At 51.0% G+C, this 25949-nt stretch carries 26 protein-coding genes and 1 pseudogene; 22 read left to right on the top strand and 5 right to left on the bottom strand.

Annotation, left to right across the window (positions count from 1 at the left end; translation table 11 throughout):
* The first annotated feature begins 269 nt into the window (after positions 1-269).
* The 4 genes from MHI42_RS03460 (at position 270) to MHI42_RS03445 (ending at position 3105) form a co-directional block, all read left to right on the top strand.
* Positions 270-1202: an NAD-dependent epimerase/dehydratase family protein gene (locus tag MHI42_RS03460; protein ID WP_342422779.1), complete on the top strand. Its 933-nt coding sequence runs from the start codon at positions 270-272 to the stop codon at positions 1200-1202.
* Between the two features lie 31 nt (positions 1203-1233).
* Positions 1234-1980 (top strand): 4'-phosphopantetheinyl transferase superfamily protein, encoded by a 747-nt coding sequence (locus MHI42_RS03455; protein ID WP_171719355.1) that lies wholly within the window; start codon positions 1234-1236, stop codon positions 1978-1980.
* Between the two features lie 214 nt (positions 1981-2194).
* Positions 2195-2725 (top strand): hypothetical protein, encoded by a 531-nt coding sequence (locus MHI42_RS03450; RefSeq protein WP_342424680.1) that lies wholly within the window; start codon positions 2195-2197, stop codon positions 2723-2725.
* A gap of 41 nt (positions 2726-2766) precedes the next feature.
* Positions 2767-3105, top strand: a complete 339-nt coding sequence (locus tag MHI42_RS03445) for a DUF6054 family protein (protein WP_042136964.1) — start codon at positions 2767-2769, stop codon at positions 3103-3105.
* Positions 3106-3217: 112 nt separating this feature from the next.
* Here the strand turns inward: MHI42_RS03445 and MHI42_RS03440 are convergent, their stop codons facing one another.
* Complete coding sequence (locus tag MHI42_RS03440; protein WP_171719357.1) at positions 3218-3661, bottom strand: DUF4395 domain-containing protein; 444 nt, start codon at positions 3659-3661, stop codon at positions 3218-3220.
* A gap of 185 nt (positions 3662-3846) precedes the next feature.
* On the opposite strand from MHI42_RS03440, the gene MHI42_RS03435 reads away from it, so the two are divergent.
* The 8 genes from MHI42_RS03435 to MHI42_RS03400 all read left to right on the top strand — a co-directional run bounded on the left by MHI42_RS03435 (position 3847) and on the right by MHI42_RS03400 (position 12172).
* Complete coding sequence (locus MHI42_RS03435; RefSeq protein WP_171719358.1) at positions 3847-4416, top strand: TetR/AcrR family transcriptional regulator; 570 nt, start codon at positions 3847-3849, stop codon at positions 4414-4416.
* Positions 4417-4509: 93 nt separating this feature from the next.
* Complete coding sequence (locus tag MHI42_RS03430; RefSeq protein ID WP_342424679.1) at positions 4510-5964, top strand: DHA2 family efflux MFS transporter permease subunit; 1455 nt, start codon at positions 4510-4512, stop codon at positions 5962-5964.
* A gap of 468 nt (positions 5965-6432) precedes the next feature.
* Entirely contained in the window at positions 6433-6765 is a 333-nt protein-coding gene (locus tag MHI42_RS03425; RefSeq protein ID WP_342422778.1) for a PadR family transcriptional regulator, read from the top strand.
* Positions 6762-8096 (top strand): FtsW/RodA/SpoVE family cell cycle protein, encoded by a 1335-nt coding sequence (locus MHI42_RS03420; protein WP_342422777.1) that lies wholly within the window; start codon positions 6762-6764, stop codon positions 8094-8096. The genes MHI42_RS03425 and MHI42_RS03420 overlap by 4 nt, the downstream gene beginning before the upstream one ends.
* 66 nt (positions 8097-8162) lie before the next feature.
* Positions 8163-8939 carry a M15 family metallopeptidase gene (locus MHI42_RS03415; protein ID WP_342424678.1) on the top strand — a complete coding sequence of 259 codons (777 nt, stop codon included), beginning with the start codon at positions 8163-8165 and terminating at the stop codon, positions 8937-8939.
* A gap of 100 nt (positions 8940-9039) precedes the next feature.
* Positions 9040-9810: a stalk domain-containing protein gene (locus MHI42_RS03410; protein ID WP_342422776.1), complete on the top strand. Its 771-nt coding sequence runs from the start codon at positions 9040-9042 to the stop codon at positions 9808-9810.
* Between the two features lie 208 nt (positions 9811-10018).
* Positions 10019-10642 carry a TetR/AcrR family transcriptional regulator gene (locus MHI42_RS03405; RefSeq protein WP_042136974.1) on the top strand — a complete coding sequence of 208 codons (624 nt, stop codon included), beginning with the start codon at positions 10019-10021 and terminating at the stop codon, positions 10640-10642.
* 30 nt (positions 10643-10672) lie between these two features.
* Positions 10673-12172, top strand: coding sequence for a DHA2 family efflux MFS transporter permease subunit (locus MHI42_RS03400; protein ID WP_171719362.1), 1500 nt, complete (start codon positions 10673-10675; stop codon positions 12170-12172).
* 25 nt (positions 12173-12197) lie between these two features.
* Here MHI42_RS03400 and MHI42_RS03395 read toward each other — a convergent pair whose 3' ends face one another.
* Positions 12198-12377: a hypothetical protein gene (locus MHI42_RS03395; protein WP_342422775.1), complete on the bottom strand. Its 180-nt coding sequence runs from the start codon at positions 12375-12377 to the stop codon at positions 12198-12200.
* A 316-nt stretch (positions 12378-12693) separates the two neighbouring features.
* Here MHI42_RS03395 and MHI42_RS03390 point away from each other — a divergent pair, with 316 nt between their 5' ends.
* Positions 12694-13257 carry a PadR family transcriptional regulator gene (locus MHI42_RS03390; RefSeq protein ID WP_342422774.1) on the top strand — a complete coding sequence of 188 codons (564 nt, stop codon included), beginning with the start codon at positions 12694-12696 and terminating at the stop codon, positions 13255-13257.
* Positions 13254-14171 carry an alpha/beta hydrolase gene (locus tag MHI42_RS03385; RefSeq protein ID WP_342422773.1) on the top strand — a complete coding sequence of 306 codons (918 nt, stop codon included), beginning with the start codon at positions 13254-13256 and terminating at the stop codon, positions 14169-14171. Before MHI42_RS03390 ends, MHI42_RS03385 begins: the two co-directional genes overlap by 4 nt.
* Here MHI42_RS03385 and MHI42_RS03380 read toward each other — a convergent pair.
* Entirely contained in the window at positions 14166-15068 is a 903-nt protein-coding gene (locus MHI42_RS03380; protein WP_342422772.1) for a DMT family transporter, read from the bottom strand. The genes MHI42_RS03385 and MHI42_RS03380 overlap by 6 nt on opposite strands.
* A gap of 119 nt (positions 15069-15187) precedes the next feature.
* Here MHI42_RS03380 and MHI42_RS03375 point away from each other — a divergent pair, with 119 nt between their 5' ends.
* The 3 genes from MHI42_RS03375 (at position 15188) to MHI42_RS03365 (ending at position 18364) form a co-directional block, all read left to right on the top strand.
* Positions 15188-16063, top strand: a complete 876-nt coding sequence (locus MHI42_RS03375; RefSeq protein WP_171719367.1) for a LysR family transcriptional regulator — start codon at positions 15188-15190, stop codon at positions 16061-16063.
* Positions 16064-16130: 67 nt separating this feature from the next.
* Positions 16131-17057, top strand: coding sequence for an AEC family transporter (locus tag MHI42_RS03370; protein ID WP_342422771.1), 927 nt, complete (start codon positions 16131-16133; stop codon positions 17055-17057).
* A gap of 143 nt (positions 17058-17200) precedes the next feature.
* Positions 17201-18364 carry a Gfo/Idh/MocA family oxidoreductase gene (locus MHI42_RS03365; protein ID WP_342424677.1) on the top strand — a complete coding sequence of 388 codons (1164 nt, stop codon included), beginning with the start codon at positions 17201-17203 and terminating at the stop codon, positions 18362-18364.
* 57 nt (positions 18365-18421) lie between these two features.
* Here MHI42_RS03365 and MHI42_RS03360 read toward each other — a convergent pair whose 3' ends face one another.
* Entirely contained in the window at positions 18422-19291 is an 870-nt protein-coding gene (locus tag MHI42_RS03360; RefSeq protein ID WP_171719369.1) for an AraC family transcriptional regulator, read from the bottom strand.
* 124 nt (positions 19292-19415) lie between these two features.
* Here MHI42_RS03360 and MHI42_RS03355 point away from each other — a divergent pair, with 124 nt between their 5' ends.
* The 3 genes from MHI42_RS03355 (at position 19416) to MHI42_RS03345 (ending at position 22210) form a co-directional block, all read left to right on the top strand.
* Positions 19416-20303 (top strand): sugar phosphate isomerase/epimerase, encoded by an 888-nt coding sequence (locus MHI42_RS03355; RefSeq protein ID WP_342422770.1) that lies wholly within the window; start codon positions 19416-19418, stop codon positions 20301-20303.
* A 21-nt stretch (positions 20304-20324) separates the two neighbouring features.
* Positions 20325-21389 carry a Gfo/Idh/MocA family oxidoreductase gene (locus MHI42_RS03350; RefSeq protein ID WP_342422769.1) on the top strand — a complete coding sequence of 355 codons (1065 nt, stop codon included), beginning with the start codon at positions 20325-20327 and terminating at the stop codon, positions 21387-21389.
* Positions 21390-21616: 227 nt separating this feature from the next.
* Positions 21617-22210, top strand: a complete 594-nt coding sequence (locus MHI42_RS03345; protein ID WP_342422768.1) for an SAM-dependent methyltransferase — start codon at positions 21617-21619, stop codon at positions 22208-22210.
* A 94-nt stretch (positions 22211-22304) separates the two neighbouring features.
* On the opposite strand, the gene MHI42_RS03340 is transcribed toward MHI42_RS03345, so the two are convergent.
* On the bottom strand, positions 22305-22511 hold the full coding sequence (locus MHI42_RS03340) for a DUF1657 domain-containing protein (RefSeq protein ID WP_171719373.1): 207 nt from the start codon (positions 22509-22511) through the stop codon (positions 22305-22307).
* Positions 22512-22732: 221 nt separating this feature from the next.
* Here MHI42_RS03340 and MHI42_RS03335 point away from each other — a divergent pair, with 221 nt between their 5' ends.
* Together MHI42_RS03335 and MHI42_RS03330 are read left to right on the top strand one after the other, a co-directional pair.
* Positions 22733-23593 carry a DUF421 domain-containing protein gene (locus tag MHI42_RS03335; RefSeq protein WP_171719374.1) on the top strand — a complete coding sequence of 287 codons (861 nt, stop codon included), beginning with the start codon at positions 22733-22735 and terminating at the stop codon, positions 23591-23593.
* 1175 nt (positions 23594-24768) lie between these two features.
* A pseudogene (locus MHI42_RS03330) lies at positions 24769-25938 on the top strand (right-handed parallel beta-helix repeat-containing protein); the annotation flags it as partial.
* Between the last annotated feature and the right edge of the window lie 11 nt (positions 25939-25949).

Below are 25949 nucleotides of genomic sequence, written 5' to 3'. Positions count from 1 at the left end.
ACTATTGAATCGCAATAATTCACCATATCTACATATTAAGGACCTCAAACGACAATAATCGTCAAATTATCCCAATGATGACAGCATATTCTTGGCTGTATACTAATAGCAGGTTAAGAATTCGGCAGCAGTTCTATATCCGGCAGTTCTTGAGGAAGCGGCATGTAACGGTTCTTCATAACTGCTAAACATCATCCCGGGCAGACTGAATAAACCGTAAAGCTGGTGGCTGAAGGTATTCATACGCTCGATAAGGAGCCGGTAATGTTATGAATCTCGTAATCGGAGGCAATGGCGGTTTAGGCCATTCCATTACCCAAGAATTACTGTGGCGGGGGAAGCTGGTAACAGCGACCTATCATCGTTCTAATGAGGCACTAAGCAGACTGAGAGGACCGCTGCTGACTATGGCTTCACTGGATATACAAGATGAGAGGGCTCTTGCTGCTCTCCTGACAGGAGTGAAAACGGTCTACTTCTGTCTTAATGTGCCTTACCAGGACTGGTACACGATCATGCCCAAAGCGCTGGAACGGGTTACCGCGAAGCTGCATTCCGGGCAGACGCTGGTATTTCCCGGCAATGTCTATGGATACGGCAGATTCAAATACCTTCCCGCGGATGAGAACCATCCCAAGGCGGCTCTTACCCGTAAAGGAAAGCTCCGTAACCAGCTGGAAGAGCTCCTGAAGAAGCGGGCAGCGGAGAACTGCTTCCGCTATGTCATTCCGCGTTATCCCGACTACTATGGCCCCAACGTTACGAACAGGGTATTCGGACCGATATTCAACGGAGCGCTGCGGGCCAAAACCATCGCCTGGCCGGTCAGGCTGGATGTTCCCCATGATCTGGTCTATATCCGTGATGCGGCCAAAGCAGCCGTCCTGCTGGCGTATAGCGGGGAAGAAGGGGAATGGCATGTGTCGGGCTCCGGGGCGATTGAAGGCCGCCAGTTCCTGAATCTCATCCAGGATGAAGCAGACAGTCCAAGGAAATGCCGGACCCTCCCGGGCTGGGCCGTTGGTTTGGCAGGTATATTCGATAAAGAAGCTAAGGAATTCCATGAGCTGCTATACGAATTCCAGTATCCGCTGGTACTGAGCGAGAACAAATTCATGAAGCGGTTCCCGGAATATTCTCCAACCGCCTACAAGGACGCAGTCAAAGAAACCTTGGGCTGGTTCCGGGAGCAGCAGGAATAGACCGGAGAACCGATAGGAGGCTTGGCCGTTCATGCATATCATTGCTGTATCACTCGGGACCGCTTTTTCGGTTCCTGAGCTGCTGCCCTATGTGTCACCGGAGCGCCGGATGAGCAGCAGCCGGCTGAAACGTGAAGACGATGTTCGCAGGTCTCTTATCGGAGACATCCTTGCCCGGATGTTCGCCATGGATATGGAGGGAATGCGGAATGATGAGATCTGTTTTGACAAAGGGGTGTTTGGCAAACCCCGGCTGTCTGCTATGCGCGAACCGTGGGACTATAACCTCTCACATTCGGGAAAATGGGTAGCAGGTATCGTCAGCCGCAAGGGACAGCGGGTAGGAATCGACATTCAGAAGATGGCTGCCATAAATCCGGCGTTAGCCCGGTACAGCCTGTCCCCTGAAGAAATGGAGCAATACCAGAGCCTGAAATCAGAGGCTCAAATACGCTATTACTATGACCTGTGGACGCGGAAGGAGAGTTATCTGAAGATGGAGGGCATTGGCCTGACGGTTCCGATCCGTTCGGTATTCTCTGAGCAGTATGCTTTGAAATATGAGCAGTCTGTGCTTAGTGACCGGCTGCCCGATCATGCGTTCAGGCAATATCCGGTAGATCCGGGCTACGTGCTGACCGCTTGTTCAACAGATTTCCGCTTTCCTGATCAGTATTTGGTGGTCCGGGCTAAGGATCTAACCGAAGTGTTTCTGCGGCGCTGCCGGCTGCAGGAGGAGCAATCCGCTCCAGAGCCTGACGGACTCACCGTCTTGTAGGAATGAGGGCACCTGCCAGCCGGTATTAGATATGAGGGCACAGAATGTCCTTGCACTGCGCAACACTTACATATAGCAGCGATTGCCTGTCATGGCACCGCTGCTTTTTTTGGCGAGTATTACCATTCAGGGCATACGTTCTAGGTCCAGGAATTGTACGCGATCCGGGGTAGCATGATATGCTGTGGATATTGAAGCACACAGGAGGGTAATGATGAAACGAGACATTCAGCATGTGCCTTATGGTTATGAACCCCCAGCCGGTGAACGCAAAGGGACCTTAATCTTCTATGATTCATTCGAGCATATCTCGGATATGGATTTGTTGAAGGCGGCTGAGACAGCGATAGAGCGCAAATTCACCAAGCTGGTGCTGTATCCGCTGCATGAAGAAACCGTGAGACGGATGACGAAGGAGCCGGTGCAGGCTTTTTATAAACGGGAGGACCGGCTGCATGAGTGGAAAAGAGATCAGGGGCGGTCTTTCATTACGGTGGAAAGTCTGGAGGGGAAACGCAAGAAATACACCCCGCTCGATTCTGCGCTGCGCCATATCAGCGAGGTCTATTCCGCACCTTACTTTCTCTATCTGACTCCGGAGATGGCTAATCTGTTCGCGTCCTATTCTTCATTCGAGGAATGGATCGTCAAGCTGCGTTTGCTGTTGTCAGAAGCGCCGGCACAACTGCATCCGCGGCTGGAGAAATTCCGTCACCGCTGGGATGTGGCTGGCGAAGTCCGCTAGGCAAATAGTTGTATACCTAAACCCGTGGGAGAGTGATGAGCATGAATGAGGCCTATCAACTCGATGTTAGATTGCAGCCCAATGAGACGCTTGCGCTGATCAAAGAGGGAATGACGCAGGAGTCGGAGCTGTTGTACGAGGAGCTGAATGATCTCGGTGAAGGTAAGATGATCGGAACGCTGGTCTATGAGCGGTATTATTTCCGGTCCGGTAATCAGGCGGCGCTGGTAATTCTAGTGGATAATCTGAAGGGCAGAAGTAATGTCCGGCTTATTCCGGCGGGAGGCTCCAACGGGTTGATCCTTAAGCTCGATTGGGGCGCCGGCAAAAGCTTCGCTTCTTCAGTGGAGCGAATTCTGGCGGATTATATTGTGGAATAACCGGGGATGTTAAGGAGAAGGAGCTTGGAGGCCAGCATAGGTCTGGCAGCATACTGCTGCTGCGGCTTACTGGCCCTGTAAAATTCACCGTACGGGCAGCACAGACTCCTGCTTATTTGTGGAGGGCTGCCTGTTTGCGTCTATAGGTATACATTCTCCACTGGTAGTGGATGAAGCACCCGATGCAGAAGCCGAGGATAGCTACTGTGGCTGCTACTGCGACCATGATCGTGAAGATATAAGCCGCTACGGTCCAGCCAGCTAGGAAGCTGACCAGTCCTGCAGTCAGGCAGAAGACGGCAATGCTCTGGTTGAACTGCTGCTGTTCCCAGTCTTCCAGTACATAGGCGGAGCGCTCCTTAGTCAGGAAGTTCGCCGCAACCTTGATCACCGGATTATATCCGAAGAGTAGACCAGACAGTCCTGCGGCAAGCGGCAGGGCAAGAATCCAGTAAGCTCCCGTAAACAGTGACAATAATACAGAAATTACGATAAAAGCCTGATTAGTTCTGACTAACGGCCGGGGAATTCCCTTAATGATTGAAGGCTCACTCATTGAAATCACACCTTTCGCATTGGAATAATTAAATTATAACCAATGATCCGCAATGTGGCAATCGGTAAGCGTAAACATTAAAATTTGAAATTATTATCCATTGACAGCCGGAGCCCACTCATGGTTTTATTATGTAGACCAATTGTTATAAAAGTGCAGAAACATCTATAAAGGAAGTGTCCGGCTTGTCAAACAAGCATAATGCACGTGAAGCTATTCTGGATACGGCTTCAAGATTGTTTTTCACACAGGGCTATCATGCAACCGGGCTAAATCAGATCATCAAGGACAGCGATTCGCCCAAAGGATCATTGTATTATTATTTTCCTCACGGCAAAGAAGAGCTGGTGTTGACCTGTATTAACCGGACAAGTGAAATGGTCTCCCAAAATTTGCGGCATTATGTAGAGGGTGAAGACTCACCTGCTCAGGCAGTGCAGAATTTCATTCTGTCTATGGCGAGGGAAGCGGAGGAATCATCTTTTGAAGGATTGGTGCCGTTCAGCTTCTGGGTAGCCGTTGAGACTTCCTGTGTCAGTAATGAGCTGCGAACCGCTTGTCAATGTGTGTTCAAGGATTGGCAGGATGTGATCGCCCAGCGTCTGATGAAGGATGGCATGCAGGAGGAAGCTGCTGTGGGAAAAGCGACTGTTGTGGTCTCCTTGTTTGAAGGTGCGCTGCTGCTGGCGTTAACCTGCCGAAATGTCCAGCCGCTGGTTGCGGCAGCAGAGAGTATTCCGGCAATACTGGCTTAAGGTTTCAACAGTACCATCGTAACACTGCAATACCAGTAACAAATAGAGAGAGAACAAACAGATTATCAGGAGGATATGAGAGTGAACGCAACTATGACTGGTAAAGGGCACACAGAGCCCCGCAAATTCAAGACCCTTCCAATTCTCGTCTCCTTATTGCTTGCCGGATTTATCGGCATGTTCAGTGAGACCGCATTAAATGTAGCCTTAAGTGATCTTATGAATGTATTACAAATTACTCCGACCACAGCGCAGTGGCTGACTACGGCTTACCTGCTGACGCTGGGGATTCTGGTTCCGATCTCCGGGCTGCTCCTACAGTGGTTCACGACCAGACAGCTGTTCATTGCTGCGCTATGCTTCTCGATTGCGGGAACATTCTTGGCTGCAATGGCGCCGAATTTCGAATTCCTGCTTACAGCGCGTGTGGTTCAGGCGATGGGAACTGCACTTCTTTTGCCGCTGATGTTCAACACGATCCTGATTATTATCCCCGCTGAGAAAAGAGGCGCAGCGATGGGTCTCATCGGCCTCGTCATCATGGTAGCTCCGGCGATCGGCCCTACTATTGCTGGCCTGCTTATTGAGAGTCTGAGCTGGCACTGGATCTTCTGGCTGTCCCTGCCGTTCCTGGTGATCGCGCTGTTCAGCGGAATTTTCTTCATGCAGAACGTCACAGAAGTGACCAAGCCGAAGATTGATATCCTCTCGATTGTATTATCCTCACTTGGTTTCGGCGGCATTGTGTATGGATTCAGCAGCGCCGGTGAAGCGGAAGGCTGGGGAAGTCCGAAGGTGATTATCGCCATTGCTATTGGTGTAATTGCGCTCGTTCTATTCTGCATCCGGCAGTTGACGATGAAGCAGCCGATGATTAATCTGCGTGCCTTCAAATTCCCGATGTTCGTGGTCGGTGTTCTGATGGTCTTCATCTGTATGATGGTGATTCTGTCCTCGATGCTGATTCTTCCAATGTATCTGCAGCAGGGACAAGGCTATACTGCGTTCAAAGCAGGCTTACTGCTGCTGCCGGGCGGAATTATCAACGGACTGATGTCACCGGTAATGGGACGCCTGTTCGATAAATACGGTCCGAAATGGCTCGTTATTCCAGGACTTGTGCTCGTTGCTGTCTCGCTGTGGTTCTTCTCGAGTATTACAGCAACTTCTACCGTTATCTTCGTAATTGTACTTCACAGCGTGCTCATGATCGGAATCTCGATGATTATGATGCCTGCCCAGACGAACGGGATCAATCAGCTACCGCTGGAATACTATCCTGACGGTACAGCGATCATGAATACTCTGCAGCAGGTTGCAGGAGCGATTGGTACGGCTCTGGCAGTAAGCATTATGACCTCCGGTTCCAAGAGCTACATGAAGACTGTAACTGACCCTGGTGATCCGCTGAATATTGGCGCTGCATTTACCCATGGGGTACAGAATGCGTTCATCTTCGGTATGGTGATGGCCATAATCGGTCTGGTTGTTGCTTTCTTCCTTAAACGTGTTATTGTCTCGCACAAGACGCAGGCTTCCATGCACTAATCTCATTAATTGACTGCAAGCACATCCGTAATCCGGGTGTGCTTTTTTGCTATGTGCAATATGGAGCTCACAGAGCATTCATTGTATAAAATCCTGCCCTAAATACAACATTTCCCTCATGATAACGCTCCTAATTCATAATTGTTGTAAAAAAGGCAACATTTCTCCTACTCCAAACCGATTATTGGGACAATTCTTGTATTTCGTACAACAATCCTCTCTGACGCCCAGGTATCTGGGGATCAAAGTTGTAAAACATACAACATTAATGCCCCAATAGGCAGCTTATGCGCAAATATTAACGGGTTACTTGTCTGCCAGCGTTAACTGTTACTCATACGCAAGTTAACGGATTACTCATATGGCTGACGTGGAGACAATCTCTGGACATCAACTGGGAATTAAAGTATATTAAGCATAGATTAACGATGTATCAGTGAATTGCCATTCGAACAGGAGGGGATGCCAATGAAAGTCAGTAAAGAAATGCTGAAGGGCAGCACAGGGACCTTGATTCTCACTCTGCTGCTCGATAAGCCGTTATACGGCTACGAACTGATTAAAGAGCTGGAGCAGCGCTCGCAGGGGGTATTTTCCCTGAAGGAGGGCACGCTCTATCCGATACTCCATGCGATGGAGAGCGAACGCTGGGTAGAGGCGTATTGGCTTGAGGTAGAAGGGCGCAAACGCAAATATTACCGGCTGCTGGATGAGGGCAAGGCGAAGCTGCAGGAGAAGAGAGCGGAATGGAATCTTTTTAAAGGCGCGGTGGATTCTGTGCTGGGGGAGGGCGGCGTATGATGGAGCAGCGGAAGAAGCTGGACAACTATCTGGACAGGGTGTGTGCAGAGGTTAGAGCCAAAGGGATGCACAGGGAGATAAGGGAGGAGCTCAGCGGGCACTTCCAGGACTTAATGCTGGAGCGGCAGCAGCTTGGCGCAACTGAAGAAGAAGCACAGCAATATGCTATCGCGCAAATGGGTGATCCGCAGGTGATTGGCCGGGATCTGCACAGAATCCATAAACCGCGGATTCCGTGGGGGCTGCTCACCGCAGTAATGATGTTGTCAGCTGTAAGTCTGCTGGGGATGGGGGCTATAGAAGCCGGAACATCCTTCAACCCGGCCCTATCTGATCTGACGATGCGCCAGACGGTGTATATCATCCTTGGGATCGCCGTTATGACAGGAATGTACTTCGTCAATTTCAAGCTGCTTCAGAGAGCATCAGGATTCATCTATGCTGCAGCATTAATGGCTATTGTTGCCAGCCTATTGCTGGGTCCTGAATTAATCAATGGGAATAGACGCTATGTTGGTTTTATGGGCTTATATTTTGATCTGGTTGGATACAGTCCTTATATATTTGTTGTCGCTCTGACAGGAATATGGACCAGCCACAGCTTTATGCTGAAATGGCGCAGGCGGACCAGGGAATTAGCGGAGGTAGCCTTCCTGCTGCTGCCTGCGGTGATCTATGCGGCGATCCGGTCTTTACCGGAGCTGGTGGTTTATTTGGCAGTATCGCTGACGCTATATGTATGGATAACACGGCGCTGGATTACAGCCGGATTAATGGTTATAACATTTGTGTCGGGCGGAGCCATCTATGTTTGGAATAATTTGAACTTGCGTGACAGGGTCATCGGAGCGATAAATCATAATTACATGCTTAATGGCCCGGGTTACCTCAACCGCAGAATTCACGAGACCATTACATCCGCAGGCTGGAGAGGGTATGGCTTCGGAGGTGCGGAAGAAGGACTGCCGTATGCGTATTCGGATCTTTTTCCGGTATTTCTGGTTCAATGCTTCGGCTGGGCCGGGGGCTTGCTCTTCATCGCGGCAGTGGGCTGGTTCGTTCTCAAAATGATCTCCTATACCCGCGCTGTACGCGATACCTACGGGCGGATGCTTATCCTTGCTCTGGCCCTTATGCTAGCCCTCCGCTTAGCTTATGGTCTATCGATCCTCAGCGGAAGAATGCCAATTACAGCTATACCGTTCCCATTCCTCAGCTACGGACAACATGTCTTCATTGAATTCGCCGCTGTCGGGCTGCTGATGGGTGTCTACCGGCGGAAGGATATGCTCCCTGCGGACACAAGCCTGGACTTAACTATGGACGCCTAGTGCGGCTGCACGTATACTTGTAGGGTGAAAAAATACGGACGAGGCTGGAGAGGGGGGAGCATTGTGATGAAGCTGCGAAATACAGGTAGAAAATTAGGGCTGGTCTCATGTGCGCTTATTCTAGGCGGAGCTACGCTTTTAACGGCAACAGCAACAGCAGCCACAGCGGCTGCTCCTAAGCTACAGAATACAGCCGCAGCCCCGGCGCAAAGCAAGGTGGAGAAGAAGCACAACCTGCCAGGCGGCTTTGTGTATCTGGATGAAGTGATTCCTACGGCGCAATATGAGATACGCTATTACAGTGAGAATAATTTTACCGGAACAAGGGTGGACGGGTATAAGGCTCCGCTGGCGATTTTCTCGCGGACAGCAGCGAGTGCGCTGAAGAAAGTCAGTGAGGATCTGGCTGGCAAAGGGTATATCCTGAGAATCTATGATGCCTACCGTCCGCAAAAAGCCGTTAATCACTTCGTACGCTGGTCACAGGATGCCGCGGATATTAAGATGAAGCAACAGTATTACCCCAAGCTGGACAAGCGTAATCTGTTCAAGCTGGGCTTCATCTCCAAGAAATCGGGACACTCTCGGGGCAGTACCATTGATCTGACACTGGCTGATAAAAAAACAGGGGCGCTGGTTGACATGGGCAGCCCGTATGATTTCTTTGGTGAGATTTCTTATTATAATACCACTTTGGTCAACAGTACCCAGCATGCCAACCGTAAAGTTCTTAAGGATGCCATGTCGAAGCAGGGCTTCAAGCCCTATACCAAGGAGTGGTGGCATTTCACACTGATCAAGGAGCCTTATCCACAGCAGTATTTTAACTTTAATGTGGAGTGAGGCTGTTCCAAAGCTGCGCAGAACGGTTAATGATTAATATAAGTTTAGTCCCTGAAGTTTGCGTGCATAATAATTATATTACAGGAGAGGTGGGATCGATTTGAAGAACAGAATCGCAGCCGTTTTCCTAAGTGTACTGTTATTGGCAGCAGGATCGGGAGTATTAACCGGAAATAGTGTCCACGCAGCACCGGGTGTAAATATTATTGTGAACGGACAAGCCTTGCAGCTGGATGGACCGCAAACCTATATCAGCGGAACAACCCTCATGCTCCCGCTCCGGGAGACTACGGAAATCCTTAAGTATAAGACTACCTTTGTAGGTGCCACAGGACAGTTCAAGCTGAACCGGTTCCAGGAAACGATTGAGTTCAGATTGAGCGGGAAAGAGATCATTCTGAACGGCAAGGATCGGGTGCCTTTTACAGATAGTATTGAACTGAAGCAGCAGCGCGCATATGCACCCTTGTCGTTTTTTAGTGCGATCGGGCTGGTTACATCCTATAATCCGGCAAAAGGGCTGGTTGAAATCTACTCACCGGAGGTAACTGCCGGAGCTGTAGCCGGATTGCTGGCCGCAGGCAACTATACAGGACTCCGCGAGCGTTACTTCACTGCGGAAGCAGAGCAGCCCCCGCTGCCCGTCATTCAGCAGAGCTGGGAGGGTGTAAGCGCTCCGGCAGGCCAGTACTTCGGAGTGAAATCTACGGAGAGCCGGCAGCATGACGGGAATATGACAATAACAAGCGTGTTGTCCTTCTCCAAATCCGAGGCGCTGCTGACACTGGAGCTGAATACATCGGGCAAAATCGTGAAGCTGAGCCTGGCGGCGCTGCAGGCAGCGGAAGTGCTGGCCAGCCCGTCGAAATAACAAATAATTAATCATTCATAGCAGGAGCATCTCGCAGCTGTAATCCGCTGCCGGAGATGCTTCTTTTTTTATTAATGCTAACTCTTTTGAAAATTCCTGAAAACTTCTGTTGACAGATCACTCCAAAGAGAGTAATTTTAAATTCTGATTAAACGCTGTTTAAATCGATGATTAGAAATCGCGGCAAAGGAGGGCGACAAGCTGCATTATGGTTAAATCTGACAACAAAGCTGATTCTTCAGATAAAGATACGAAGCAGATTATACTCGATGCAACCGTGGATTTGATCCGCGAAGAGGGGTTCAGCTGTATCACCCTTCGGAGTATCGCAGCAAGGGCAGAGACGAATCTTGCACTGGTGAATTATTATTACGGCTCCAAGGAAAAGCTGTTTGGCGACGCAGTGAAGAGACTGGTGTCTACCTTTGATGATGCCTTCAAAGCACTGGAAGATGACAGCCTGCCGCCGAAGGAGCGGATGAAGCTATTTTTCATGCGTTATATAATGAATCTCAGCCGTTACCCGGGAATGGCCCGGCAGATGCTTGATCAAAGACATCATATTATGGGCTCACAGGATGAATATGCGAAGTACTCCAAGCTGATGAGGCTGGAGCGCATTAAGGAAGTGCTCAGTGAGATCACCGGGGAGCAGGACCGCGACAAGCTCATGATGATGATGATGCAAGTCTATGGGGCCATTGTTTTTCCGGTGATTATGGTCTCCAGCCTGCCGAAGGAACGGGAGGATCTCAAGGAGATGTTCAGGCTTTCGCCGCTTGAGGAGCAGATTGACGGGTTATTTGAACTTTATTTTCATAAGTATAACTAATTATAAACAGAGAAAAGAGTGGAGAAGAGAATGACAAACACCACAAATAAAGGAAACAGTGCAGCAGTGGAAGCACCGTTCTCGCTTAAAGCCATTATTCCGCCGTTAATGGCTATTATCGTTGGCATGATTATGGTTATCCTGGACAGCACTGCTGTAAACGTTGCGGTACCGAATCTGGTGCAGTATTTCGCAACAGATCTTAAGACCGTTCAGTGGGCGATTACGGGTTATACGCTGGCGCTGGCTGCTGTAATTCCGCTGGCTGGCTATATGACTGACCGCTTCGGTTCCAAGCAGGTCTTTCTAACGACTATTGTTATGTTTGTACTGGGGTCCGTTCTTTGTTCGGTTGCCCAGACCTCGACGCAGCTAGTCATCTTCCGTGTTATTCAAGGTCTAGGCGGCGGTATGGTAGCTCCAATTGGTATGGCCATGGTCTTCAGACTGGCTCCGGCAGAGCGCAGAGGTTCTATTATGGGGATGCTCGGAATTCCCATGCTGCTGGCTCCGGCACTTGGTCCGATCCTCTCCGGCTGGCTGGTAGAATACGTGAGCTGGCACTGGATCTTCCTGATCAACCTGCCTATCGGTATCGTTGGTATTATTCTGGGAGTTAAATATCTGCCTGTTACCGAGAAGAAGGGCAAAGCGCATCTGGATATCTTCGGTATCATTCTGGCTCCGCTTGCGTTCTCCATGCTTGCTTATGGCGTCAATCAAGGCGGAGGTGAAAGCTGGACTTCGACGGGGGCTCTTGTAGGTTTGTCTGTCGGCGGTGTGGCGCTGGTGCTGTTCGTTATCGCTGAGCTGATGCAGAAGCATCCGCTGCTGGAGCTGCGCGTCTTCCGTTCATCGGACTTCACACGCGGCATTATCCTATCCTGGGTGACCCAGGCTGCCTTGTTCGGTTCCATGCTGTTCGTTCCGTTGTATCTGCAGCAGATCCGCAACTACACACCGCTTGAGACTGGTCTGATTCTGCTTCCGCAGGCGCTGGCATCCGGTATCGGTATGCCGGTGGGCGGCCGCTTATTTGATAAAATTGGTGCACGTCCGCTGTTGTTCGTCGGACTCAGCGTCATTTCCACTGCACTGTTCCTGTTGTCCGGTGTTACGGTAGACACCAGTCTTCCCGTTATCATGGGCTGTCTCGCTATGATGGGTCTGGGTATGGGCTTGTCGATGATGCCGGTTAACACTCATGTTCTAAACTCTGCGCCGCGTGAATGGGTTGGCCGGGTGACTCCGCTGACCGCCGCAGCCCAGCAGGTCGTAGTATCGTTCGCGGTTGCCGGTATGACCGGATACTTAACCAGCCAGATTACCGTTCATATGGGTGAGATGGCTGCCGGAAGCAATCCGCTTGTCGCCGCTGTACAGGGCTTCAATGATGTATTCTTCCTCTCCGCCTGCATCGCGCTGGCCGGAGTGGTCATCAGTCTGATTCTGCGCAAGCCGAAGACAGCCGGTTCCGCCGGAACTCCGGAAGGACAGCAGGCCGACGCTGCTGTAATGATGGGACATTAATTCATATCTTGGGTTTACGGCCGCCTCAGCTAATCGCTGGGGCGGTTTTTTCGCATTTTACCCCCGTTGTCGCGATTGCGATTCGAAATCCTGCACGAAATACAACATTTCCCGCGTCATATCGATAATTTTTCCAAAATTGTTGTATGAAATGCAGCATTTCTGCTCCTCCAAGCGGATTAGCGGGGTTATTCCTGTATTTCATACAACATTTCTCCCAACCATACTCGTATCTCTGCATCAGAGTTGTACTACGTACAACATTTATGTCTTTACAGCAAGAACTTAAGTAACTCAATTGCTGTCATCTTATAGTACGGCTATACAGAAGGGCAAAAGGAAGAATTAAAGGTATACATCACATCGCTTTGGATGCGATACAGAAGGCGAAATGGAGGAATTACGGCGGTATGTGGAATTGTATCCGTGACAGGCGCCAGTTGGTGTACTTTGTTAACCGCTTGACAGCTGAAAAGGAATTCTATATAGTTTTATTAAAACTATCGATAAGGGGTTTCCTTATGTATGAATTACTGGTCCTGTCATTGCTGATGCATTTCCCGCTGCATGCTTATCTAATTGCGAAGATTATCAGCCCGTGGGAGAAAATCAGCCGCGGAACGCTGTCCACCCTGTTGTCCAGACTTGAGAGAGAGGGACTGATCTGCGAAGCCGATCCTTCTTCAGTGCCTTATCCCAGTGAACGGCCATCCCGTGCGCTGCAGCTCACCGGTAAAGGACGGGCCCGGTTCACCGAGCTGATGATGGATACGGGGACGGAGTCGGCAACCTATCAGAAGCTTTTTCATATTAAAGCCCAGCATTTGGAGTTCCTTGCCCCTGAAGCGCAGCTGGCGCTTGTAGACCATTATCTTGCGTACGCCGCTAAAGGCATTGCAGAGCTGCAAAAAGGGATAGACGCCTTCCGGAAAGAGACTGCTCCTGATGCTGCCGCGCCGGGAGGGCGGTTCTATGCGACAACGATGGATCTGCTGCAGGTGCGCCTGGAGGCGCAGGAGCTGGATCTGGCCTGGGCGCAGCGTTTGCGGGAAGCCGTGATGACGCAGAAAGAAGGACAACAATGAAGGGTTCCAAAGAAAGCTGGCAGAGCATAGCGGTTAAGCTGGGCCTGCGCCTCATAAGGATTAACGCCATGTGGAAGAAGACAGGAATAGCTTTGCGGAAGGAAATTGAAACGAAACAGCGGAAGGAGAGCAGTAAGCCGCCGGCTAAAGTGTATACATTATGCAGCGTCGAAGAGCGTGAGATAGCCGGTTATCCTTACTATGTGATTTCAGCAAAGTCTCTTTCGGGCGGCAATCAGATCCTATATCTGCACGGCGGGGGTTATGTACTGAAGATATCCCCGCTGCATTGGGAGTTCCTGGCCGGTATGGCGGACAAGCTGAAGTGTACGATTGCAGTTCCCATGTACCCTTTGGCACCGCAATATGGACATAAGGAAGTATTTCAGATGCTGGTACCGTTATATGAGGAGATGTTAGCGCAGAGTTCAGAGTGTGGAGACAAGCTTGTGGTCATGGGGGATTCGGCTGGCGGGGGAATGGGGCTTGCACTAGTGCAGCTGCTTAAGGAAAAAGGGATACCACGGCCTGCACACACGATCCTGATCTCCCCGGTGCTCGACATGACCTTCAGCAACCCGGAAATCAAGGCAGTGGAGCGTAAAGATCCTGTCACGGCAGTTCCTGCCATCAAAGAAATTGCTCAGTGGTATGCGGGGGATCAGGAGATTACTTCTCATTTGATCAGCCCCGCTTATGGGGAGGTCACGGATATAGGTCCGGTCAGCATCTTCACGGGGACGCATGACATTGTGTATCCCGATGTCAAGAGGTTCAAAGACCGTTTACTGGTTGAAGGAATAAAGATCGGTTACTATGAATATCCGCAAATGCTGCATGTCTGGCCGCTGTTCTTCTTCCCGGAATCCAAGACAGCGAGAGCGCAGATCAGAGCAATTATTGAAGCCTTATAGATCTGCCCGCCGTTTCTTGAGCATCCTTGCCGGAAAAGGGGCTAAGTGCAATCTGCCGAGCAGTTCGGAAGCTATAATGCCCAGCAGGACAAGGGCAGCGCCGGTGTAGCCCTGCAGCGAAAGCTGTTCATGTGCGAACCAGTAGCCGAAGAAGGCGGCAAAGACCGGTTCGAGGGCGAAGATTAATCCGGTGCGGGTCGGCGTTGTGTATTTCTGGGCAACGGGCTGCAGGATGAAGCCGCAGGCGCTGCAAAAAATGCCGAGTGCGAGGATGGCGATCCAGCCGGGAAGTGTCGAAGGCAGTGCAGGAGTCTCGAAGACTGCTGACAGAATCAGGGCATATCCTCCCGCGAACCCCAGCTGCAGAATGCCGATATTCAGCGAATCGCTGCTCTTGACAGCGCGGCTGGTAACCAGAATCTGCACTGCGTAGAAAATGGCAGCCAGAATACAGAGCAGATCACCAGGCTGTACTTGCAGCGACCCGTTCAGAGTGAGCAGCCCGATGCCGGCGATGGCCAGAATGGCACCGAAGATTTGCGGAGGGGCGACCTTCTTTTTGAAGATCAGAACATCCAGCAGCGGTACAAAAACAACGGTCAGAGCGACCAGAAATCCGGCATTGGAGGTCGTGGTGGTCTTCAGTCCGAAGGTGATGCAGGTGAACACACCGAGCAGAAGAAAGCCGAGCAGGGCTCCATATTTCAATGTTCTGGCATCCACACTGCGCAGCCGTTTGCGGAACAGCAGAGCCGCCAGAATGAAGGCCAGCCCGAAGCGCAGGGCAATCAGATTGAATTCCCCCAGTGTGCCGAGTCCCATTTTCATGAACAGGTAGGAGGAACCCCAGAACATCGTTACTACTATGAGCATCAGCTCGGCCTTTAGCGGCTTCATTCCATCATCATCCTTCTTTATTTCAAGTGATTATAGTATAATACGCTCAAATACATAAGGTAACTGAATGTTTATCATATGAAACATGAGTAATTCTCATGCAAACCTGGGGGTCAGCAATGAGCATAATCAAATATGAAGTGTTCCTCAAAGTGGTTGAACTGGGCAGTCTGACCAAAGCCGCCGAGGTGCTGGGCTTCACCCAATCCGGTATCAGCCATACGATCAGCAGTCTGGAGAACGAATTCGGCTTCCCGCTGCTGGTACGGAATCGTTCCGGTGTGAAGCTGACGGTGAACGGGGAGCAGGTGCTTCAGCCGATCCGCGAAATCCTTAACTGGAATGAACAGCTGAAGCAGCAGGTGGCCGATATTCACGGTCTGGAGACAGGGACAATTACGATTGGGACGTTCACGAGTGTCTCTGTACACTGGCTGCCGGGGATGATCAAACAGTTCCGCAAAGAGTACCCGTATATTGAATTCAAGCTGATGGAGGGCGGATATCTGGAGATTGAGCAATGGATTGAGGCTGGTGTGGTCGACTGCGGCTTCCTGTCGTTGCCTACCCGGGAGAAGTTCGAGGTCTTTCCGCTGAAGCAGGACCGGATGCTGGCGATTCTTCCGTTGGACCACCCGCTGAGCAAAGCCCCGTATATGCCGCTGGCCCAGATCGCCTACGAGGATTTCATCATTCCGAGGCCCGGCTCGGACTATGATGTGCAGCGGGTGCTGGAGAAGGCGGGGATTAAGCCGAACATCAAATTCTCGGCCGGGGATGACTATGCGATTATAGCTATGGTGGAAAAAGGCCTGGGCATCAGCATCCTCCCGGAGCTGGTCACCCGGTTCCAGAATCATAATGTGGCCATGCTTGAGCTGGAGGAACGGAGTTTCCGCTCATTGGGAATTGCCGTCAGCTCGATGAAATATGCATCGCCTGCAACAAGCCGGTTCCTGAAGTATGTGCAGACCTGGATGAACGATAACCCTTAACTTATACGAAGCAGAATGATGGACAGCTGAGGCTGCGTACCATGCTGCAGGGAGGCTGACACGGGATATGATTATTTTTACCTCGATTCTGCTGAATAACGTGATTCCCCTGTTTATCGTTATCCTCCTGGGAGCGGTATTATACCGGGTATTCAAGCTGGACATCAAAACCTTGTCCAAGCTCAATTTCTATATGCTTACCCCGGCTGTGGTATTTCAGCTGCTGTACGGGACGGACATTTCGCTGGTGCTGTTCGGACAGATCATTTTATTTTTCTGCATATATATGCTGCTGCAGTATGCGGTGCTGGAGATTGTAGTCCGCGCCAGGGGATTGAAGGGCGGAATGCCTGCTGCGCTGCGCAACAGTGTGCTTTTTGCCAATAGTGCGAATTACGGGCTTCCAATTAACCAGCTGGCCTTCTCCGGTAATCCGCTAACACTTGCCGTACAGGTCGTTATTCTAACCCTGCAATCCTTCCTGCCGAATACTTATGGCATTTATAGTGTTAATGCTCACCGGAGCAGTCTGCGGAGGGTCCTCCGTACGATTGCCGGACAACCTGTTATATATGCCATTCCGCTGGCACTGGTCATGCGGGGACTGGAGATTCCGCTTCCTGGCTTCCTTGCAGCCCCGATTGGCTATGTGGCGAATGCGTTTATCGGCCTGGCACTGGTAACGCTGGGTGTGCAGCTGGGTTCAATGAAATGGTCGTTGCCATCCGGGAAAAGGCTTGATCTCACCTTGTCTGTTACCCTCAGACTGCTTGCCGGACCGGCCATTGCTGCGCTGGCATTATGGCTGCTTGGGATGGAGGGGCTGGTAGCCAAAGCGCTGATTGTCTCCTCTGCTGTGCCGACCTCACTCAGTTCTGTGCTGCTTGCTGTTGAATTTGATAATGAACCGGAGTTCTCTTCGCAGGCCGTGTTCTTCTCTACATTACTAAGTACGCTTACGGTAACAGGGGTGATCATGCTGGTGAATATCTAGCCATACGCGTGGACAAGGGGAGATGCAGATTGACTGAGACCGCTCTCAATGAGAAAATGTATGCGTGTACAATAATTTCCCGCAGTGTAATATAGCTGATTGAAGGCGGCTTGAAATCAGGAAGTATTCTTTGAGGAGGATTCATATTGAAACAGCTACGGATCGGAATGATAGGTTATAAGTTCATGGGCAAAGCCCACAGTAATGCCTACCGCAGTCTTCCTATGTTCTTCCCCCAGGCACTCAAACCGCAAATGTCCGTCATTTGCGGACGGAATGAGGAAGCGCTGCAGGAGGCCGCCGGCCAGCTGGGCTGGTCGGAAGGTGTGACGGACTGGAAGGAGCTGGTCTCCCGCAGCGATATTGACCTAATCGACATCAATGCGCCGAGCAATGCCCATAAGGAGATTGCGCTGGCTGCTGCTGCTGCTGGCAAGCATATTTTCTGCGAGAAGCCGCTGGCGCTGAATCTGGCAGATTCGCGAGAAATGCTCCAGGCTGCAGAGGCGGCCGGTATTGTTCATATGGTTGGCTTCAATTACCGTTTCTCCCCGGCGGTGAGGCTGGCGAAACGCTTGATTGAGAGCGGGCGGCTGGGAAAGATCTATCATTTCCGTGCCTGGTTCCTGCAGGACTGGATTCTCGACCCTGAATTCCCGCTGGTCTGGCGTCTGCAGAAGGAGATTGCCGGCTCAGGTTCGCATGGGGATCTGGGGGCGCATCTGATTGATCTGGCCCATTTCCTGGTAGGGGATGTGCAGGAGGTCATCGGCATGAGTGAGACGTTCGTCAAGGAACGGCCGCTGGCAACGGAGATGACAGGTCTCAGCGCCCGGGCCAGCAAAGATGCACCGCGCGGCGCGGTAACGGTGGATGATGCTACTTTGTTCCTGGCCCGTTTTGCAAACGGTGCATTGGGCAGCTTTGAGGCGACACGGTTCGCGGCCGGCCATCGTTCGACCAATTCTTTTGAGATCAACGGCAGTCTGGGCAGTGTGAAATTCGACTTCGAGCGGATGAACGAACTGGAGGTCTATCTGACCTCGGATGACGAGGATGTGCAGGGCTTCCGGAGAGTGCTCGCTACCGATCCCGCACATGACTATGCTGAAGCCTGGTGGCCGCCGGGTCATACCATTGGATTTGAGCACACATTCATTCACGAGATGCTGGAGCTGTCGAATGCGATTGCCGAAGGCCGTCAGCCTGAGCCGAATTTCCGGGACGGTGTGAAATGCCAGGCTGTACTGGAAGCTGTGGAACGTTCGATTGAAGAGCGGCGCTGGGTTCCGATATCTGAAATGTAGATTCTAAATGTAAAAAACAAACACCGCACATTAATGGATGTGCGGTGTTTGTTATGGCTATTTACGAACCATAGAGGGTGTCAGGCCTTTGTACTGCTTATAGAGCTTCGTGAAATAATTGGGATTGTCACAGCCGACTCTGCCGGAAATCTCTGTAATGCTGAAGCCGGTCTCCCGCAGCAGCCGCTCGGCTTCATCCATCCGGCACAGGTTCACATAGTCGATGAAGGTGCGTCCGGTCAGCTTCTTGAAGGTTTTGCAGAAATGGAAAGCGTTCAGATTAACGAATCGGGCAGCGCTCTCGACCGACATTTTCTGATCAACATGTGTTTCCAGGTATTCCAGCAGCGGCTTGAAGCGTTCGCGGTTGATAGAATGACGTTCGCTCTGCTGGGCGGGGAAGGTACGGGACAGGTGTGTGAAGAATAAGTGGAGCTGGTTCTTCACCACGAGCTGAAAAGCCGGTTGTTTAGCCTGCACCTCCTCAATAATCCGCTCAAGCAAGGGATAATACGAGGCGCATTCCGGATTATGCACCACCGGCATGACCGGAAACTGATACTGATTGCTAAGATAAGGGGCCACAAATTGCTCATGCTGGGAATCCTGATTCCGGTCCTTGAACAATGAGGCATGAAAAACAATCGAGACATAAGATACATCTCCGCTATACAAGCTATAGCCGACATGAAGCCCGCCGGAAGGTACCACGATCACGTCTCCGGGTCCGGCTTCATAAGGTTTGCTGTCCACATGAAAGATCGCCCGGCCTTCACGCATCACAATAATTTCGAAATGCTCATGCCAGTGCAGGAACAGGATGTTCTGCTCGGGCTTGGCGCCCTGGCACTGGTTGAAGAATAAGCGGAATGGATAGATCTTCTCCTCGAGCGCAGGATATTCCTTCAGTTCCTTCGGATAAGTCAAGATGGCTTCAACTCCCACAAGATTCAGCTAGTTTAACACAAGATAAGAAGAGATTTTGCCCGAAATGAAGGATATACTTGGGTTGTTGAACTAACTATAAACCAATATTGGAGTGGTATACAAGATGCAGGATACAATGAGAATCGGGACACTGGTGGGAGGCGGAGACGCACTAAGAGTGATTCCGCAAATTATAGGTCACGGGTTCGAATCATTCAGCCTGACCTTCTGGCAGACAACGGGAAACACGGATCTGACAGAAACTGCTGCACGGGTGCGTGAACTGGCTGCGGAGCATGATTTCGTAATCTCTTCTGCAGGGATATTCGGGAATCCGCTTACAGGCACTGGGGATAACTCGGATGCGCTGGGCAGCTGGGAACGGCTGATCGACCACGCCCATTTGTTTGGAACCGATATGGTCTCCGGCTTCACCGGACGACTTCCCGGGGTTTCGATTGACGAGTCCATTCCGAAATTCGCAGAGGTGTTTGGTGAGTTGTCCAAAAGAGCCGCGGACCGTGGCGTCAGAATCGCCTTTGAGAACTGTTCTATGGACGGCAACTGGCAATCCGGGGACTGGAATATCGCCCATAACCCTATAGCATGGGAGAAGATGTTCAATGCGGTGAATGCCGATAACCTGGGTCTGGAATGGGAGCCCTGCCACCAGATGGTACAGCTGATTGATCCGATTCCGCAGCTGCGCAAATGGACGGACAAAATTTTCCACGTGCACGGCAAAGACGCAACGATTGCCTGGGATATTATCAAGGAATACGGAATTCACGGACCTAAACCGTATGTGTGGCACCGGACACCGGGCTTCGGGGATACGAATTGGACCGATGTAATCTCGGTACTGCGGCAGGCCGGGTACACAGGAACGATTGATATCGAAGGCTGGCATGATCCCGTTTACCGTGACGATCTGGAAATGACCGGCCAGGTTCATGCACTCCATTATTTGAAAAATTGCCGGGGCGGCAGCTTCGTGCCAAATCCGGTCTAATCCAGAAAGCGGGGAACACCTATGACAGCAGAGTATCGTGTAGTTGTTGCGGGCTGTGGAGCCATGGCTAATGAATGGATCAGCTATGCGCTGAAGCATGCTGATATTGAAATCGTCGGACTCGTAGATATCCGGGTGGAATCCGCGCAGGCGATGGCAGAGAAGCATGGACTCACCTGCCCGGTATTTACAGATATATCACAGGCAATAGAAGCTACAGCGGCCAATCTGGTGTTCGATATCACCGTGCCGTCCAGCCATTTCAGTATTGCCAGTAAGGCACTGGAAGCCGGATGTCATGTCTTCACCGAGAAGCCGCTGGCGGAAACGATGGAGCAATGTAATGAAATCGTTAACATGGCCGGACGCACAGGGCTGAGCCATGCCGTAATGCAGAACCGCAGGTATGATCCGCATATCCGCTCTTTGCGCGGGCTAATCACCGAGGGAGCCATAGGGCGGACGGGTTCCATAAGCGCAAGCTTCTTTCTGGCTCCGCATTTCGGCGGATTCCGGGAAGCGATGGACAGCCCGCTGCTGCTGGACATGGCCATCCATACCTTCGATCAGGCCCGCTTTATCAGCGGCGCCGATCCTGTAAGTGTGTACTGCCAGGAATTCAACCCTCCAGGATCGTGGTATGAAGGGAATGCGGCAGCTATCTGTATATTCGAAATGTCAGACGACTCCGTATTCTGTTATCAGGGCTCGTGGTGTGCGGAAGGTGCGCCTACGTCCTGGGAAGCCTCATGGCGGGTTCAGGGGGAACGGGGGGCAGCGATCTGGGGTGGCCGGGATATGCCGTATGCCGAGATTATCGGTGGCGGTGAAACCTCCGGACAGTTCCTCAATGAATATGAGCGGGTAGAAGGGCCGGCTGTGCAGATGGAGGAGACCTTCCATCAGGGCTGTCTTGAAGAGATGTTCCGCTCGCTTGCGGAGCAGCGTCCCGCCGAGACCGACTGCCGTGATAACCGCTACAGTATGGCGATGGTGCTTGGCGCTTTGGAGAGTGCGCGGACCGGCAGCAAGCTGGACATTGCGGAATTCATCCGGAAGGCCGAGCCGAATGTGCCGGATAAATAAAATGAACGGAAGAGGGGAGGAGCAGCCAACCGGCGGCTCTTTTCTTTTGTTAAAGATAAGGAAATCGGCGATGATCTGGGAAACATGTACTTCAGGTTACTGGTAGTGCTGGAGCAGGGGTGGAGAGTAGCGTGGCGCGGACTGAGAATCCGTTATGCAAAATAAGTCACATAAATCCATATCAATCTGACAAAGCTGTATTCCGGATATCTCCAATTGGGATTACAATGAATACCAGGGTAGTGGATGCTAAGCAAGGAGTGATCCGGTTGAATGAACCATTAAGAGTAGTGATTGGAAGCGGCGGGAGTCCGCATAACAAGGGATGGCTGCATACGGAAGAGTCAGAGTTGAATCTGCTGCGGAACGAAGACTGGTCGCGCAAATTCAGCGCTGATTCCTTGATGGCTATTCTTGCCGAACATGTCTGGGAGCATCTGACCTATGAGGAAGGTGTGCAGGCAGCAAGCAACTGCTATACCTATCTGGCTCCAGGCGGATATATCCGCTGTGCTGTTCCCGACGGGTTCTTCCCGGATGAAGCTTATCAGAACATTGTGCAGATCGGCGGGCCGGGACCCCTGGACCATCCTGCTGCTTCTCACCGGATCGTACATACTTATATTACTCTGCAGAAGATGTTCACTGCCGCAGGGTATCAGGTTAAACTGCTGGAGTACTGTGATGAATCCGGCCAATTTCATGAATTTCCCTGGGATGAGCGCAGCGGTTTCATCTACCGGTCGAAGCGTTTTGATCACCGAAATGCGGAGGGGAAGTTAGGTTTTGTTTCATTAATTGCAGATGCAGTTAAAGTGTGAGACTTGTATTCATAAGTAACAAATAGACTGATCCGGTAGCAGAGGAGTCTGCGTATGGATCAGCCTATTTGGCGTTCATAATAACTAATGATGGTCAGAACCCTTTATACTGCGGCTCTTCTTTCTCAATTTCCGCTACGCGGCCCTCAACCTGCTGAACGATCTGCTGGGTTTGCTCGGCTGCATTGGTGAACAGGGTCTTGGCTTCCTCGTTCTGGGTTTCCATGGCGAACTGCTCAAGACTGGCTTGAGCGCTCTTCAGCGAAGCTACGCAGGTTTTGACCTGTGATGCAACAGTCATGGGATCATTACCTCCTAGGGTCTGGGTTGGAACAGAATCTCACGGTGTAGTATCCGCATCCGGTAGCAGGACATACAGGTAACAAATCCCATTTAGCAGATAGCCTGTGCGTCCGTTTGGCAGCAGGAATTTATTCTCTTGGTTATTTTCCGCCTGTTTTGACAAATAATGAAGCTGAAGCAACATATGCGGATAATGAATAACTTACAGGGGGTTTACGAATGCCGGAAGCACTGGAAGTCGTAGTGAGAACCATTTCTGCGGTAATCATGCTGTTTTTGCTAACCAAGCTGCTGGGAAAGCGGCAGGTTTCGCAGCTGTCTTTTTTCGAATATATTACGGGAATTACAATAGGGAACCTGGCGGCGTACGTCTCGCTGGATACAGACAAGACCTGGCATCTGGGCCTGATCGCTTTGGTCGTCTGGGGGGCATTCTCGCTGGGGATTGAATTCCTGCAAATCAAGAGCAAAAAGGCCAGGGATTTCATTGATTTCAAGTCTACCGTGCTGATTCAGGACGGCAAGATTCTGGAGAACAATATGAAGAAGGAGAAGCTGACCACAGATGAATTGCTGGAGGAGCTGCGCAAGAAGGATGTCTTCAAAGTGGCTGATGTTGAATTTGCCATTATGGAGTCGGACGGTGCGATCAATGTGCTGCTCACCCGCGAGAATCAGCCGCTTACACCCAAGCATCTTGGGATTAAGGTTGCTCCAGAGAGAGAGACTCAGGCTGTGATTATGGACGGCGAAATTATGGATGAACCGCTCGATACCCTGAATCTGTCGCGCGGCTGGCTGGAGGGGGAACTTGGTAAGCTCGATCTGAGCGTGGAGAATGTATTCCTGGGCCAGGTAGACTCTTACGGCGAGCTTACCGTAGATCTGTACACGGATAATGTGGAGGTTCAGCAGCCGCAGGACAAGCCCCAGCTGTATGCGCTGCTGAAGAAATGCGAAGCCGATCTGGAGTTGTTCAGCTTGTCTACGAAGCATAAAGAAGCCAAGCAGATGTACGAAAATTGCTCAGAACAGCTGCAGACCCTGCTGAAGAAACTGAAGCCTTTTATCCAAAATTGACACCAAATATTAATTAAAGCTAAGACCCCACATAGTGGGGTTATTTCGTATGCACATCTCTGTGAATTCAGAAGAGTCCCGCAGAAAATTCATAGAAAATTCTATAATTCAAAGAAATACAATAAAATGGTTCTGAAACCTCTGTACAATTACAAATATTTACTTATAGTGGAGATTAGATTGGCTGCTGCGAAAAAGAACACAAAGCAGTGATCTGCATAGTCGGACAAAAGGAGGAACGCCATGGCGTATAGCTGCTGCACTTAGACATACAAGTTTTCGTTGGAATTGCAACCGTAATGCAAACGCTGCAAATGGTTATTAAATAAACCAACACTTTGGAGGTTAATGTTAACGTGAAAATAAAAAAGCGATTTACTTATGCTTTAATGATTGCGCTTTCTTCTGTGCTCGTCTTGGGCGGGCTGCAATGGGGCATACCTTCGGCTGCTGCGGCAAGTCTGTTCAATGATGATTTTGAATCCGGCAGTGCAGGCAGCTGGACCAGTACCACGGGCACATGGTCTGTAGTTCAGGATGGCAGCTCCAAGGTATATTATCAATCTGCCAGTACAGAAGGCCGCACCTCCGCAGGCAGCAGCACATGGACTGATTATAGCGTGCAAGCGGATGTGAAGGTGGATAACTTCAACGGAAGCAACCGGACTTATGTGTGTGGACGGTATACGGACGGCAACAACTACTACGCTGCCTCCTTGTCGAACAGCAATGGCGGCACACTCGAAATCCGCAAAAAAGTCTCGGGTTCAAGCACTACGCTGGCCTCCAAAGATTTCGCGGTTTCTACAGGCACTGTATACACAGTGAAGCTTGAACTGAGTGGAGATTCAATAAATATGTATGTGAATAATGTGCTGCAATTAAATGCACACGATAACATTTTGACTGCCGGAGGTATTGGCCTTGTCGCTTACAAGACTTCAGTCAAATTCGACAATGTCGTAGTCAACGGGGCAGGTTCCACGGTTCCGACCGCTGCACCATCCGCAACACCAGCAGCGACAGCAACCGCAAGTCCTACTGCAGTCCCTACAGCAACGGCGACTACAGCGCCAACGGCAACTCCTGTAAGTACACCTACAGCAACAGTAACACCGACCACAGCTCCAACTCCAGTTCCTACGGTCACCCCGGCACCAACAGCAACACCGGTATCCGGAAGCCTGTATGTTGCACCAAACGGGGCAGCCGTTAATCCGGGTACAATTGGCAGCCCGACGACACTCTCTTCGGCACTTACAAGAGTGGCTGCCGGAGGAACAATTTACATGCGCGGAGGTACCTACTCCTTCACAGCTCCGGTAACGGTTGAGCGCGAGAACAGCGGAAGCTCAGGGCTGCGCAAGAACCTGGTGGCCTATGGAAGTGAGAAGCCGGTACTGGATTTCTCCGGGGAGACCTTTGCTTCCACTGAGCGCGGCCTGCAGATCTTCGGACACTACTGGAATGTAAAAGGCCTTGAAGTGAAAGGCGCGGGAGATAACGGTATCTTCATCGGCGGTAACTACAACATTATCCAGAATGTTGAGGTTCATCATAACCGGGACTCCGGGCTGCAAATCAGCCGCTATTCCTCTACCTTGTCCAACATGGCCGATTGGCCCAGCTATAACCAGATCATCGGCGTGTATTCCCATGACAACTTCGATCCGGATAATGGCGAGGATGCCGACGGCTTTGCCGCCAAGCTGACGATTGGACCCGGGAATGTGTTCGACTATTGCATCTCCGCCTGGAACACAGATGACGGCTGGGATCTCTATACCAAATCGGATACCGGCCCTATTGGGGTGGTCACGATCAAGAACAGCATTGCTTATAAGAACGGCCAGACCTCGGACGGAAACAGCACAGCGAACAGTGACGGCAACGGCTTCAAGCTCGGCGGTGAAAAGATTGCTGTCAATCACATCGTGCAGAACAGCATCGCTTTTCAGAACAAAAAACACGGGTTCACCTACAACAGCAATCCAGGTTCCATCCAAATGACCAATAATACCTCGTGGAGCAATGGTCAGAGCAATTATGCTTTTGATACAGGAACGCATCAGTTTACGAACAATCTGAGTTTTGCCGGCGCTTCCAGTGATAAAACCAGCGGAACGGATATCCTCAGCACCAATGTATGGTGGAAAAGCAATGCCAGCACGAATGCCAAAGGTCTTGCCGTCAGCAGTGCCGACTTTGTCAGCCTGACTCCTTCGGTGGTAAGAAATGCTGACGGTTCATTCAGCCTCGGCAGCTTTCTGAAGCTGGCCGCCGGAAGTGATCTGATCGGATCAGGCACGCCAAGCGGTACGAACATCGGTGCTACGTTTCAATAAGCCGGATAACA

It is taken from the genome of Paenibacillus sp. FSL E2-0178, from assembly GCF_038593005.1.
In the GTDB taxonomy this organism is placed as follows: domain Bacteria; phylum Bacillota; class Bacilli; order Paenibacillales; family Paenibacillaceae; genus Paenibacillus_AQ; species Paenibacillus_AQ phytohabitans.
Note: the sequence above shows the minus strand (reverse complement) of the source record. Positions and strands in the feature narration are given on the sequence as shown.